Here is a 12,442-nt window from a genome sequence, read left to right on the forward strand (position 1 = left end):
GCGGCCCCGCCCGCCGCGTCGTCCGGGGCGCGGCCCCGCGGGGTGTCGCTCCGGGGATCGGGATCGGATTCCACAACTCCCCATCGAACACCCCGCGCGGCGCCGCGCCAAGGACGCTCAGCCCTCGGCGATCTCCCGCACCTCGCAGGTCACCGTCCAGAAGTCCTCGTGGACCTGGAGGAAGCGCTTGGTCCACTCCAGCGCCTCGGCCTTGTCCTTGCACTGCATGATCGCGTAGCCGCCGATGACCTCCTTCGACTCGGTGAAGGGGCCGTCGGTGACGGAGAGGCTGCCGCCCTCCCAGGTCACCCGGGTGCCCTGGGCGGTCGGTGTGAGCCCCGCGGTGTCGAGCATCACCCCCGCCTTGGTGATCTCCTCGATCAGGTGGCCCATCCGCTCCATCAGCTCGGGGCTCGGGCCCTCTGCGGGCGCGGAGGACTCGTCGATACGGACCAGCGACAGGTAGCGCGGCATGGTGACTCCTTCGGTCGGGGCGGGACCTTGCTTCCCGCCTCTCATCCATGCGTCGATCGGGGGCCGCCGGTATCGACAGACACGCCGATTTCTTCCGAAGATTTTTTTGCCCGGCCGCCCCGGAGTCACGTCTGCGCAGGTCAGCGCGGTGTCACCGCAGTGATTCCCACAGGTCGGTCGCCGCCGGTTCCTTCGCGACCACCCGGTTGGGGTCGCTCGGGGCGGTGACGACCGGCATCATCACCGTCTTCACGTCGTCCGCGTCCAGCCCCTTCATGCTCTTCGCGAAGGTCATCAGCTCGCTCAGGGAGTCCAGGCCGGTGTCGGTCGTCAGGCTGCCGGTGACCGCGTCGGCGACCTCGAACAGCTTGGCCGGGTCGGTCAGCAGGTCCTTGGTGGAGATCTGCGTGAGCATCGCCTTGACCAGGGTCTGCTGGAGTCCTATGCGGCCCAGGTCGCTGCCGTCGCCTATGCCGTGCCGGGTGCGGGCCATGGCCAGCGCCTGCTTGCCCGTCAGATGGTGGGTGCCGGCCTTGAGTTTGAGATGGCTCTTGTCGTCGTCGATGTCCTCCTTCGTGGTCACCGTGACCCCGCCGAGGGCGTCCACCAGCTTCCGGAAGCCGGAGAAGTCGATCTCCAGGTAGTGGTCCATCCGGACCCCGGTGAGCGACTCGACCGTCTTCACCGCGCACACCGGACCGCCCACGGAGTAGGCGCTGTTGAACATCGCGTGGTACGCCACCGCCGTCGAACCGCCCGACGACAGCGGGCAGGAGGGCCGCGTGACCAGGGTGTCGCGCGGGATGCTGACCACCGTCGCGCTCTTGCGGCCCTCGTCGATGTGGACCACCATCGCCGTGTCCGAGCGGGCGCCGGAGCTGTTGCCGCCGCCGAGCTTCTGGTTCGCCCCACTGCGCGAATCGGAGCCGAGGACCAGGATGTTCACCGAACCGCTCGGCAGCGGTTCGGCCGAGGCGGACGCCGACGCGGTCGTGGTCGGCGTCGTCACCGCCTTCGCCGGACGGTCGTCGCCGAGCGCGCCGTTGATGTCGACGCTCTTGATGTTGTTGTCGAGGTGCCAGTAGGCGTAGCCCACCGCGGCCGTGCCCAGCACCAGTGCGCCCGCCAGGCTGATTCCGACGGCCTTCAGCACCGCCGACCGCCTGCCCGGCCTTCTGCCGCCCGTGCCGCCCTCGCCGCCCTCGCCGTTCCCGTCGTGTCCCGTCACGGGGAGGAACGTAAGTGCGGATTATTAGGGGACTGTTAGAGCTGGCGTGAGAATGTGTTTTCTTCAGAAAATCTCACTGTTCTCATACCCACAGTGACCTCGCCGGCCCCGGGCGCGTCCGGAATCTCGAAAGTTTCGAAGACGTCACCCGCCCCGCCGCGGACCCCTACCGCCCCGCCGGCGCCGCCGTACTGCTCCGCACCACCAGGCTCGTCGCCAGCTCCACCCGCTTCGCCACCGGCGTCTCCTGCTCGCGCCCCAGGTCCAGCACGAGCCGCGCCGCCGCCTCGGCCATCTCGGTGAGCGGCTGCCGTACGGTCGTCAGCGGCGGCCCCACCCAGCGGGCGATCGGCAGGTCGTCGAAGCCGACCACGCTGAGGTCGTCGGGGATGCGCAGCCCCAGCTCGCGGGCGGCCTCGTACAGCCCGAGCGCCTGGAGGTCGTTGCCCGCGAAGACGGCCGTGGGGCGGTCCTGGCGACCGAGGAGTTCGAGGCCGATGCGGTAGCCGGCCTCGTGGTGGAAGTCGCCACCCATGATCAGCGCGGGGTCGACCGGCAGCCCCGCGGTCTCCAGCGCGGCCCGGTAGCCGTCGAGCCGCGCCCGGCTGCACATCATCCGCGAGGGCCCGCTGATCGCGCCGATGCGCCGGTGGCCCAGTTCGACCAGGTGCCGGGTGGCGGCGAGGCCGCCCTGCCAGTTGGTCGCGCCGATCGAGGGCACGTCGGCACCCGGGTCGCCGGCCGGGTCCATCACCACGAACGGGATGGAGCGGCTGGTCAGCAGGGCGCGCTGGGACTCGTCGAGGCCCGAGAGGACCAGGATCACACCGTGCGGACGACGGGCGGCCACCTGGTCGGCCCAGGTCCGGCCCGGGGTGAGCCGGCCGGCGCTCTCCGAGAGCACGACACTCAGGCCCGCGTCCCGGGCCACGTTCTCGACGCCCCGGATGACCTCCATCGCCCAGGCGCTCTCCAGCTCGTGGAAGACCAGGTCGATCAGCGGCGAGCGGGACGCCTCGGCGCGGCGGCGGCGGTAGCCGTGCGTGCGCAGCAACTCCTCCACCCGGGTGCGGGTCTTGGGAGCGACATCGGCGCGGCCGTTGAGCACCTTCGAAACAGTCGGAGCCGACACTCCTGCCTCGCGGGCGATCTCGGCGAGCGTCGCGGTCTGGCTGGACCGTCCGGCCGTCGGGGTTTCAGCGGATTCCGGGGATGTCATGGCGGCGATCGTATCTCTGCGCGACCTCTTGACGAAGCCCCCATCTGGACATAGCTTCCCGGAACATTCGAGTTTATCGCCGAAACATTCGGTGATCGCCTGAAACAGAAGAGGTACCGTCCATGGAGACCTACAGCAGGCGCTGGTTCCTCGGCGCCGCCGGCGCCACCACTCTCGCCTCGGCCGTCGGCCTCACCGCCTGCGGGTCGAGCGGCGGGTCCGGGAGCAGCGGCACGCTCACCGCGTTCGTATACGGCGACGACGCGGTGAAGGTACAGGTCAAGTCTGTCAACCGGTTCAACGCGTCGGCCGCGGCGAAGAAGGCCGGCGGCAAGATCAAGCTCGAGAAGGTGCCGGGCGCGGACTACCCGGCGAAGCTGCGCACCGCCATGGGCTCACCGAACGCGCCCGACATCTTCTTCAACTGGGGCGGCGGCTCGATCAAGGCGTACAAGGACGCCGGCCAGCTCCTCGACCTGACCGACATCCTGACCTCCGACTCGGCGCTCAAGGACGGCTTCCTGCCGAGCGTCATCAGCGCCGGCGGCCTCAGCGGCCACAACTACGGCGTCCCGATGCGCGGCATGCAGCCGGTGATCCTCTTCTACAACAAGACCCTCTTCGCCGAGCACAAGCTCACCGCGCCCACCACCTGGGACCAACTGCTCGACATCAACGCCAAGTTGAAGAAGGCGAAGATCACGCCGTTCGCGCTCGGCGGCAAGGACATCTGGCCCGAGCTGATGTGGCTGGAGTACCTGACCGACCGGATCGGCGGCCCCGCCGTCTTCGACAAGATCAAGAACGGCGACACCTCCGGCTGGGGCGACCCGGCGGTTCTCAAGGCCGCCCAGACCGTCAAGCAGCTCATCGACGACGGCGCGTTCGGCAAGGGCTTCAGCTCGGTGGCGTACACCAACGGCGGCGCCCCCGCGGTCTTCGCCAAGGGCAAGGCGGCGATGCACCTGATGGGCTCGTGGGAGTACTCCACGCAGCTCGGCAAGTTCCCGGACTTCGCCAAGAAGGACCTGGGCTGGTGCGCCTTCCCGACCGTCGAGGGCGGCGCGGGCGACATCCGCAACGTCGTCGGCAACCCCACCAACTACTGGTCCGTGAACGCGCACACGGGCAACAAGGACGCCGCGATCGCCTTCCTGCGCGACAGCGCCTCGAAGACGTACGCGAGCGAACTGGTCGCCAACGGCGACATCCCGACCACGTCCAACGCGGAGGCGCTGCTGGACAAGTCCCCCAACCCCGAGTTCGCCAAGTTCCAGTACCAGATGGTGCAGCAGGCCCCGTCGTTCACGCTCAGCTGGGACCAGGCGGTCGACCCGGACGTCTCCACCCCGATGCTGACGGAGATCAACAAGCTGTTCGTCGGCCAGTCCACGCCCGAGCAGTTCGTGTCCGCGGTCAAGGGGCTGAAGTGAGTTCGACCCCGGTCACGGGCAAGGGGAGCGCCCGGCAGGGCGGCGCGCGGGCCGGTCGCCCGCACGCCGCCTGGGTGCTCCCCGGCGTCCTGTTCTTCACGTTCTTCGCCGTCGCGCCGATGGCGCTGGCCGTCTACCTCTCCTTCACCAAGTGGAACGGCCTGGGCGACCCTCAGCCGGTCGGCCTCGACAACTGGCGCAGGCTGCTCTCCGACGACCGGCTGATCCAGTCCCTCACGATCACCGTCCTTCTCACGGTGGTCAGTTGGGCGTTCCAGACGGTGGTCTCGCTGCTGCTCGGCGTCTGGGCGGCAGGCCGCCAGCGCAACCGGGCGATCCTCTCGGCGATCTTCTTCGTGCCGTTCCTGCTGTCGTCCACGGCGATCGCGCTGCTCTTCTACGCCCTGCTGGACCCGAACTTCGGCATCATCCGGCAGGACACCCTCGGCTCCACGAAGGGCGCGTTCCTCGCGATCGTCTTCGTCGGCGGCTGGCAGTTCATCCCCTTCCACACCCTGATCTACCAGGGCGGGGCGCGGCAGATCCCGGAAGTCCTCTACCAGGCGGCCGCGATCGACGGCGCGGGCCGCTACCGCCAGTTCTTCTCCATCACGCTGCCCCAGCTGCGCAACACGGCGACCACCTCCAGCGTGCTGATGATCGTCGGCTCGCTGACGTACTTCGAGACCGTGCTGATCCTCACCCAGGGCGGCCCCGGCACCGACACCGCGATCCTGCCGTACCTGATGTACGAGGCGGGCTTCAAGAGCTACGACTTCGGCTACGCGAGCGCCATCGCGACCTTCCTCGTCGTCGCCGCCACCGCGCTGTCGCTGCTACTGGTCAGGCTGACCGGTTTCGGCTCCATGCGCAGCACCAGGGAAGGGATGTGACGCGATGTCACACGACACGCTGCCCCGCCCGGTGAAGGCCGCCGAGCCGGACCGGCCGGCCGCGCCCGCCCGCAGGCGACGGCACTGGACCCGGCGCGCCAACCCGCTGGCCGGCCTCGGCTCGCTGATCTGGCTGGCGATCGTGATCATTCCGATCTACGCGATGATCTCGGCCTCGCTCACCAGCCAGGACCAGGCGCTCGGCCACAACGCCCTGAAGCCGCCCACGCATCCGACCCTCGACAACTACAACACCGTCCTGCACAACGGGTTCGGGCACTTCCTCTGGAACACCGTGCTGGTGGCGGCGGCGGTCGTGGCGCTCGTCCTCGTGCTGTGCGTCCCGCTCGCCTACGTCGCCGTACGCACCCGGACCTTTTGGTCGGGCGCGGCCTTCCGGCTGTTCCTGCTCGGCATCGCGATCCCGGCGCAGGCCGTCGTCGTACCGCTGTATCTGATGATCGCGAAGCTGAACCTCTACGACAGCCTGCTCGCGGTGATCCTGCCGACGGCCGCGTTCGCGATGCCGGTGTCGGTGCTGATCCTCACCGGCACCCTGCGCGACATCTCCGAGGAGCTGTACGAGGCGATGGCGCTGGACGGCGCCTCCCCCACCCGGATGCTGTTCCAGCTGGTCATCCCGATGACCAAGGGCGGCATCAGCACGGTCGTGGTCTACAGCGCGCTCCAGGCGTGGAACGGCTTCCTCTTCCCGCTGATCTTCACCCAGTCCGACGGCCCCCGGGTCCTCACCCTCGGACTGTTCAACTACGTCAGCCAGTTCGGCGTGAACATCCCCGCCCTGCTCGCCTCGGTCGTCCTCTCCGGCATCCCGATCTTCGCCGTCTACCTGGTGGCCCGGCGCTCGCTGGTGGGCGGACTGATGGGTGTGGGGGGCAAGTGATCACCACTACTCGTACAGGAGCTTCATGACCACCGCCCCCTGGCGCGACCCCGCCCTGCCCGCCGCGACCCGCGCCCGCGACCTCCTCGGCCGGATGACCCTTCAGGAGAAGACCGCACAGCTCTACGGCGTGTGGGTGGGCGCGACCACGGACGGCGGCGGGGTCGCCCCGCACCAGCACGACATGACCACCGAGCTGGTCGACTTCGACGAGCTGATCACCCACGGGCTCGGCCAGCTGACCCGCAGCTTCGGCACCGCCCCGGTCGAACCACGGCTCGGCGCGCAGGCGTTGGCCCGCGCCCAGCGCCGGATCGCCGCCTCGGGCCGGTTCGGCATCCCCGCCGTCGCCCACGAGGAGTGCCTCGCCGGCTTCACCGCCTGGGGCGCCACCGCCTACCCGGTGCCGCTCGCCTGGGGCGCCACCTTCGACCCGGACCTGGTGGAGCACGCCGCCCGCCGGATCGGCGGCGACCTGCGCGCGGTGGGCGTCCACCAGGGTCTCGCGCCGGTCCTGGACGTGGTCCGCGATCTGCGCTGGGGCCGCGTCGAGGAGACCATCGGCGAGGACCCGTACCTGGTCGGCACCATCGGCACGGCGTACGTCCGGGGCCTGGAGTCCACCGGGGTCGTCGCCACGCTCAAGCACTTCGCCGGGTACGCCTCCTCCGCGGGCGCCCGCAATCTCGCCCCGGTGCGTGCGGGCGTCCGGGAGTTCGCCGACGTCACGCTGCCGCCGTTCGAGATGGCGCTGCGCGACGGCGGGGCGCGCTCGGTGATGGCCGCGTACAACGAGACCGACGGCGTGCCCGCCTCCGCGGACCCACTGCTGCTGACGCACCTCCTGCGCGAGGAATGGGGGTTCACCGGCACCGTGGTCGCCGACTACTTCGGTGTCGGATTCCTCCAGACCCTGCACCGGGTCGCGGGCACCCCCGCCGAGGCGGCCGGTCTGGCGCTCGCCGCGGGCATCGACGTCGAACTGCCCACCGTCCGCTGCTACGGCGACGAGCTGGTGGCGGCGGTGCGCGCGGGCGCCGTACCGGAGGAGCTGGTGGACCGGGCGGCCCTCAGGGTGCTCACCCAGAAGTGCGAACTGGGCCTGCTGGACGCGGACTGGTCCCCGGAGCCCGAAGGCCCGATCGACCTCGACTCGGCCGAGAACCGTGCCGTGGCACGGGAGTTGGCCGAGGAGTCGGTGGTGCTGCTCGACAACCCCGACGGGCTGCTGCCGCTCGCCCCGGACACCCGGATCGCCGTCGTGGGCCCGCGTGCCGCCGACGCGCTGGCGATGCTCGGCTGCTACGCCTTCGCGCCGCACGTCCTCAGCCACCACCCCGAGGTGCCGCTCGGCATCGACATCCCGACCGTGCTCGACGCGCTGCGCACCGAACTCCCGGACGCCAAGGTGACGTTCGCGGAGGGTTGCGCGGTCTCCGAGCCGGACACCGCCGGCTTCGAGGAGGCCGTGGCACGGGCCGCCGAGGCGGACGTGTGCGTGGCGGTGCTCGGCGACCGGGCGGGGCTGTTCGGGCGCGGCACCTCGGGCGAGGGCTGCGACGCGGCGGACCTCGGACTGCCGGGTGTGCAGGGCGAGTTGCTGGACGCGCTGGTGGCGACCGGGGTGCCGGTGGTACTCGTGCTGCTGACCGGCCGGCCCTACGCCCTCGGCCGCTGGGACGGCCGGCTCGGCGCCGTGGTGCAGGCGTTCTTCCCCGGCGAGGAGGGCGGACCGGCGGTCGCGGGCGTGCTCTCCGGGCGGGTCAACCCCTCGGGCCGGCTGCCGGTGAGCGTGCCGCGGCACCCGGGCGGGCAGCCCTGGACCTACCTCCAGCCGCCGCTCGGCCTCGCGGGCGAGGTCAGCAACCTGGACCCGACCCCGCTGTACCCGTTCGGACACGGGCGCTCCTACACGGAGTTCGCGTGGGAGGACGTCGAGGGGGGCACGCCGGAGATCGGCACGGACGGCTCCTACGACCTGTCCGTCACGGTCCGCAACACGGGCGACCGGGCCGGGGCGGAGGTCGTCCAGCTGTATCTGCACGATCCGGTCGCCTCGGTGACCCGGCCCGATGTGCGTCTGGTGGGCTACCGGCGGGTGGGGCTGGCGCCGGGCGAGGCGCGGCGGGTGACCTTCCGTTTCCACGCGGATCTGTCGGCGTTCACGGGGCGCTCCGGGGAGCGGGTGGTGGAGCCGGGCGCGCTCCAGCTCCGCCTGGGCGCCTCCGCTGCGGACGTCCGGAACACGGCCGATCTGACCCTGACGGGTCCGGTGCGGGTGGTCGGCGGCGACCGGCGGCTCGTCTGCGAGACGGAGGTGACGGCCGCCGGCTGACCCCCGGGGGGTGGGCTGGGTCCGTGGGGTCCGTGGACACCCGCGGGCCGGTGGGGCCCCTTCGCGCAGTTCCCCGCGCCCCTTACGGGGCACGCCGACGAAGCCCCTGGAAGGGGCGCGGGGAACTGCGCGATCAGCCCCCACCGGCCCGCGGACAACAACAGACCGGAACACCCTCAGGGGCGCGGGGAACTGCGCGAGCAAGCCCCACCGGACCGCAGGTGGGAGTTCCTCAGTCGGCCGCTACCGACTCGAATCGCCAGCGGTGCACCGGCCGGGTGACCAGGTCGGCGGCAGGCTCCGGGAGTTCGGGCACGGCGGCGTCGTAGGCCGCGTCCCACCAGGTGATGACCAGGACGCGGTCCTGCGGCGCGCGCAGGATCTCCCGGCGCAGCGGCTCGGCGGGCAGGCGCTGCGCGCGGGCCCAGGCGAGCAGGTCGTCCCCCCGGCCGGGAACCGCCCGCGCCTCCCACATCAGCGCGACGGTCACGGGTAGAGGTTCCCGTCACCGCTCTGGTGCACATGCCCGTGGTCGAGCTCGCTGCCGAGGCCGCCGCCATGGTCGTGGCCGTGGCCGTGCCCGCCGCCATGGTCGTGGTCGGGCTGCGGGCCGCGGCCCGGCACGTGCGGGTCGGTCACCGGCAGGGACGAGTCCGCCGACAGGTCCCAGTCGGACGCGGCCCGCCCCCGGGCCACCATCTCCGCGCCCAGCGCAGCGACCATCGCGCCGTTGTCCGTGCACAGCTTCGGACGCGGCACCCGCAGCCGGATGCCCGCCTTCTCGCAGCGCTCCTGCGCGAGCGCGCGCAGCCGCGAGTTGGCCGCGACGCCGCCGCCGATCATCAGGTGGTCGACGCCCTGGTCCTTGCAGGCCCGTACGGCCTTGCGGGTCAGCACGTCGACGACGGCCTCCTGGAAGGACGCGGAGACATCCCGCACCGGGACCTCCTCGCCCGCGGCCCGCTTCGCCTCGATCCACCGGGCGACGGCCGTCTTCAGTCCGGAGAAGGAGAAGTCGTAGGCCGGGTCGCGCGGGCCGGTCAGGCCGCGCGGGAAGGCGATCGCCGTCGGGTCGCCCTCGCGGGCGTAGCGGTCGATGACCGGACCGCCGGGGAAGCCGAGGTTCAGCACCCGCGCGATCTTGTCGAACGCCTCACCGGCCGCGTCGTCGATGGTCGAGCCGAGGGAGCGGACGTCGGAGGTGATGTCGGTGGACAGCAGCAGGGAGCTGTGTCCGCCGCTGACCAGCAGCGCCATGGTCGGCTCGGGCAGCGCCCCGTGCTCCAGCTGGTCCACGCAGATGTGCGAGGCCAGGTGGTTGACGCCGTAGAGCGGCTTGCCCAGCGCGTAGGCGTACGCCTTCGCCGCGGACACGCCGACCAGCAGCGCCCCGGCGAGGCCGGGGCCCGCGGTCACGGAGATGCCGTCGAGGTCGCGGGCGCTGACACCCGCGTCCTTCAGCGCGCGCTCGATGGTCGGGACCATCGCCTCCAGATGCGCGCGGGACGCCACCTCCGGCACCACCCCGCCGAAGCGGGCGTGCTCGTCGACGCTGGAGGCGACGGCGTCCGCGAGGAGGGTGTGGCCGCGGACGATGCCGACGCCGGTCTCGTCGCAGGAGGTCTCGATGCCGAGGACGAGTGGTTCGTCAGCCATTGATCTCGGTTCCTTGTGCTGATTGCGAGGGGTCGGTCAGGCTCATCACCAGGGCGTCCACGTTCCCCGGCTGGTAGTAGCCGCGCCGGAACCCGATGGGCTCGAAGCCGAAGCGCTCGTACAGCTTCTGCGCGCGGACGTTGTCGATCCGGCACTCCAGCATGACCTCGGCGCAGTCGAAGGCCGTGGCCGCGCGCAGCAGTTCGGTGAGCAGCACGGCGCCCAGGCCGGTGCCCCAGTGGTCGCGGGCGACGGCGATGGTCTGCACGTCGGCCTGCTCGCCGCCGGCCGCGAGGCCCGCGTAGCCGACCACGCGCCCGTCCGCGTCCTCCGCGGCGACATAGCGGCGGGTGGCCTCGGGGCCCCGGGCGTGCGCCAGCTCGGACCAGAACATGCCCCGCGACCAGGGGTCGTCCGGGAAGAGGCTCTTCTCCAGTTCCAGTACGGCGTCGATGTCCCACCAGCGCAGCTCGCGCAGCCGGGGGAGGGCGGGTGAGGTCACTTCGGGGTGACCACCTTGTAGTTCTTGGGCACCTGGGCGTCGGGGCGGCGCAGGTACAGCGGCCGGGGCGCGGGCAGTTCCTCGCCCGCCGCGAGCCGCTCGGCGGCCAGGGCGGCGAGGGCGGCGGCGGAGACGTGCTCGGGCGCGTGCGCCTTCGCGAAGGCGTCCGGGTAGAGCAGCGCGCCCGCGCCGACGGCCGGCAGGCCGCGCACCCGGTCCGCGATGTCGGCGGGCCGGTCCACCGCCGGGTCGGTCAGCCGGGTGCGGGAGTCGGCGTACGTCGCCCAGTAGACCTCCTTGCGCCGGGCGTCGGTGGCCACGACGAAGGGGCCCTTCTCGATGTCGGCGGCGTAGGCGAGGCCGTCCAGCGTGCACAGTCCGTGCACCGGCACGCCGAGCGCGAGCCCGAAGGTGTCGGCGGTCATCAGTCCGACGCGCAGCCCGGTGTAGGGGCCGGGGCCGGTGCCGACGACGACCGCGGTGACGGCGTCGAGTCTCAGTCCGGCCTCGGCGAGCACGCGGTCGACGGCCGGCAGCAGCAGCTCGCCGTGCCGGCGCGCGTCCACCTGGGACGAGGAGGCGATGACGTCCGTGCCGTCGTGCAGCGCGACGGTGACGGCGGGGGTGGCGGTATCCAGAGCGAGCAAGAGCACGCGAACAGCCTACGGCTCCGGCGGCCCCGGCACGGCCGCCCGGGAAGGGCGGGCACCGGCTGCTACCGTCACCACGAGTAGTCGTACGACTACCCTCCCGGCGGGCGGCCGCCGACGTGACGCGGAAGGTGGGTGAGGCTGGTGTCCAGCAGCTCCGGATTCGTGGCCGCGCTCACCGTGGCGGCCGTCGCGACGGTCGGCGTCCTCGCCTACCAGGCCTCCGCGACCGCCCCGGCCTCGTTCGGCGGCAGGCCGCACGCCGGGGCGGCGCCCTCGGTGAGCGTGAGCGCCGCGCCGCGCGCGCGGCGCGATCCCAAGGCGCTGCCCGTCGGCTCGGGCAGGGGTGAGCGGGTCGTGTACGCGGTGGGCACCGACCGGGTGTGGCTCGTCGAGGCGGACGGCCGGGTGCGGCGCACCTTCGAGGTGCTGCCGGGCGATGTCGACCCGCGCCCCGGCACGTACGCGGTGACCTCCCGCTCGAACGCGGTGACCGGGTCCGACGGCAGGCCCATCCAGCACGTGGTCCGCTTCACCGCGGTGGACGGGGTGACCATCGGCTTCAGCACGGCCGTGGGCGAGCCGACCGGCGCACCGGACCCGGACGCGAAGACGGGCGGCATCCGGGAGTCCCGCGCGGACGGCGAGGCGATGTGGCAGTTCGCCACGATCGGCGAGACGGTCGTGGTGGTCCGCTAGGGCCGGTCCGACCCCGGCGGACCGGGTAGGGCCCGTCCGACCTGGCGCGCGGGGTCAGGCGGCTTCGCGATGGTCGTGCGGGCGCGGACCCGGGCAGGTGCGGGGCGCGGGGTCCGGGAGCCGTGGCGGGGTGGAGACCGCCGCGGCGGCGGCACAGGACGCCAGCAGTTCGCGCATCGTCACCACGGGCACGGCGCGGGCCGGCGTCTCGTCTCGTTCCGGTGCGGACATGAAACGCCTCCTGACGGGCGGGGGCGGACGTACTTAGGCACACCTAACTACGAACTGGGTACCATACGACCACGCCCCGGCCGCCCGGCGCAACATCTTGCCGACGACTTGTCGGAACACCACGCGGAATCGGGCGCAGAACCGGCGGAATCAGGAGTTCGGCGGGCGACGGGCGACGGCGCGACGAGGCAGTCGGCGAGCCCGGCGCGGCGGCGGCT

The 12,442-nt window shown here is 72.0% G+C and carries 13 protein-coding genes; 5 read left to right on the forward strand and 8 right to left on the reverse strand.

Annotation, left to right across the window (positions count from 1 at the left end):
• Nucleotides 1-117: 117 nt before the first annotated feature.
• The 3 genes from WN71_RS12825 to WN71_RS12835 all read right to left on the reverse strand — a co-directional run bounded on the left by WN71_RS12825 (nucleotide 118) and on the right by WN71_RS12835 (nucleotide 2,921).
• On the reverse strand, nucleotides 118-474 hold the full coding sequence (locus WN71_RS12825) for a YciI family protein (protein ID WP_046587067.1): 357 nt from the start codon (nucleotides 472-474) through the stop codon (nucleotides 118-120).
• Between the two features lie 151 nt (nucleotides 475-625).
• Nucleotides 626-1,702: an LCP family protein gene (locus WN71_RS12830; RefSeq protein WP_206300067.1), complete on the reverse strand. Its 1,077-nt coding sequence runs from the start codon at nucleotides 1,700-1,702 to the stop codon at nucleotides 626-628.
• Nucleotides 1,703-1,868: 166 nt separating this feature from the next.
• The gene (locus tag WN71_RS12835) at nucleotides 1,869-2,921 is read right to left on the reverse strand and encodes a LacI family DNA-binding transcriptional regulator (protein WP_046587069.1); all 1,053 of its coding nucleotides are present in this window, start codon (nucleotides 2,919-2,921) and stop codon (nucleotides 1,869-1,871) included.
• A gap of 122 nt (nucleotides 2,922-3,043) precedes the next feature.
• On the opposite strand from WN71_RS12835, the gene WN71_RS12840 reads away from it, so the two are divergent.
• The 4 genes from WN71_RS12840 to WN71_RS12855 are packed head-to-tail and all read left to right on the forward strand — an operon-like array spanning nucleotide 3,044 to nucleotide 8,486.
• Nucleotides 3,044-4,354 carry an extracellular solute-binding protein gene (locus WN71_RS12840; RefSeq protein WP_046587071.1) on the forward strand — a complete coding sequence of 437 codons (1,311 nt, stop codon included), beginning with the start codon at nucleotides 3,044-3,046 and terminating at the stop codon, nucleotides 4,352-4,354.
• Nucleotides 4,351-5,247 (forward strand): carbohydrate ABC transporter permease, encoded by an 897-nt coding sequence (locus WN71_RS12845; RefSeq protein ID WP_046587073.1) that lies wholly within the window; start codon nucleotides 4,351-4,353, stop codon nucleotides 5,245-5,247. The genes WN71_RS12840 and WN71_RS12845 overlap by 4 nt, the downstream gene beginning before the upstream one ends.
• A 4-nt stretch (nucleotides 5,248-5,251) precedes the next feature.
• Nucleotides 5,252-6,151 carry a carbohydrate ABC transporter permease gene (locus WN71_RS12850; RefSeq protein WP_046587075.1) on the forward strand — a complete coding sequence of 300 codons (900 nt, stop codon included), beginning with the start codon at nucleotides 5,252-5,254 and terminating at the stop codon, nucleotides 6,149-6,151.
• Nucleotides 6,152-6,176: 25 nt separating this feature from the next.
• On the forward strand, nucleotides 6,177-8,486 hold the full coding sequence (locus tag WN71_RS12855; protein WP_046587076.1) for a beta-xylosidase/alpha-l-arabinosidase: 2,310 nt from the start codon (nucleotides 6,177-6,179) through the stop codon (nucleotides 8,484-8,486).
• Nucleotides 8,487-8,718: 232 nt separating this feature from the next.
• Here WN71_RS12855 and WN71_RS12860 read toward each other — a convergent pair whose 3' ends face one another.
• The 4 genes from WN71_RS12860 to tsaB are packed head-to-tail and all read right to left on the reverse strand — an operon-like array spanning nucleotide 8,719 to nucleotide 11,297.
• Nucleotides 8,719-8,976 carry a hypothetical protein gene (locus tag WN71_RS12860; protein ID WP_046587077.1) on the reverse strand — a complete coding sequence of 86 codons (258 nt, stop codon included), beginning with the start codon at nucleotides 8,974-8,976 and terminating at the stop codon, nucleotides 8,719-8,721.
• On the reverse strand, nucleotides 8,973-10,142 hold the full coding sequence (gene tsaD / locus WN71_RS12865) for a tRNA (adenosine(37)-N6)-threonylcarbamoyltransferase complex transferase subunit TsaD (RefSeq protein WP_046587079.1): 1,170 nt from the start codon (nucleotides 10,140-10,142) through the stop codon (nucleotides 8,973-8,975). The genes WN71_RS12860 and tsaD overlap by 4 nt, the downstream gene beginning before the upstream one ends.
• Nucleotides 10,135-10,644 carry a ribosomal protein S18-alanine N-acetyltransferase gene (gene rimI / locus WN71_RS12870; protein WP_046587082.1) on the reverse strand — a complete coding sequence of 170 codons (510 nt, stop codon included), beginning with the start codon at nucleotides 10,642-10,644 and terminating at the stop codon, nucleotides 10,135-10,137. Before rimI ends, tsaD begins: the two co-directional genes overlap by 8 nt.
• Nucleotides 10,641-11,297, reverse strand: coding sequence for a tRNA (adenosine(37)-N6)-threonylcarbamoyltransferase complex dimerization subunit type 1 TsaB (gene tsaB / locus WN71_RS12875; RefSeq protein ID WP_046587083.1), 657 nt, complete (start codon nucleotides 11,295-11,297; stop codon nucleotides 10,641-10,643). Before tsaB ends, rimI begins: the two co-directional genes overlap by 4 nt.
• Before the next feature lie 138 nt (nucleotides 11,298-11,435).
• On the opposite strand from tsaB, the gene WN71_RS12880 reads away from it, so the two are divergent.
• Nucleotides 11,436-11,993: a hypothetical protein gene (locus WN71_RS12880; RefSeq protein ID WP_046587116.1), complete on the forward strand. Its 558-nt coding sequence runs from the start codon at nucleotides 11,436-11,438 to the stop codon at nucleotides 11,991-11,993.
• A 54-nt stretch (nucleotides 11,994-12,047) separates the two neighbouring features.
• Here the strand turns inward: WN71_RS12880 and WN71_RS41890 are convergent, their stop codons facing one another.
• On the reverse strand, nucleotides 12,048-12,224 hold the full coding sequence (locus tag WN71_RS41890) for a hypothetical protein (protein WP_167382922.1): 177 nt from the start codon (nucleotides 12,222-12,224) through the stop codon (nucleotides 12,048-12,050).
• Between the last annotated feature and the right edge of the window lie 218 nt (nucleotides 12,225-12,442).

Origin of the sequence: Streptomyces mangrovisoli (assembly GCF_000974985.2) — a bacterium.
Lineage (GTDB): Bacteria > Actinomycetota > Actinomycetes > Streptomycetales > Streptomycetaceae > Streptomyces > Streptomyces mangrovisoli.

Coding starts and splice junctions, on each gene's coding strand:
- WN71_RS12825 (WP_046587067.1), bottom strand. CDS start 474: ATGCCGCGCTACCTGTCGCTGGTCCGTATCGACGAGTCCTCCGCGCCC.
- WN71_RS12835 (WP_046587069.1), bottom strand. CDS start 2,921: ATGACATCCCCGGAATCCGCTGAAACCCCGACGGCCGGACGGTCCAGC.
- WN71_RS12840 (WP_046587071.1), top strand. CDS start 3,044: ATGGAGACCTACAGCAGGCGCTGGTTCCTCGGCGCCGCCGGCGCCACC.
- WN71_RS12850 (WP_046587075.1), top strand. CDS start 5,252: ATGTCACACGACACGCTGCCCCGCCCGGTGAAGGCCGCCGAGCCGGAC.
- WN71_RS12855 (WP_046587076.1), top strand. CDS start 6,177: ATGACCACCGCCCCCTGGCGCGACCCCGCCCTGCCCGCCGCGACCCGC.
- tsaD (WP_046587079.1), bottom strand. CDS start 10,142: ATGGCTGACGAACCACTCGTCCTCGGCATCGAGACCTCCTGCGACGAG.
- WN71_RS41890 (WP_167382922.1), bottom strand. CDS start 12,224: ATGTCCGCACCGGAACGAGACGAGACGCCGGCCCGCGCCGTGCCCGTG.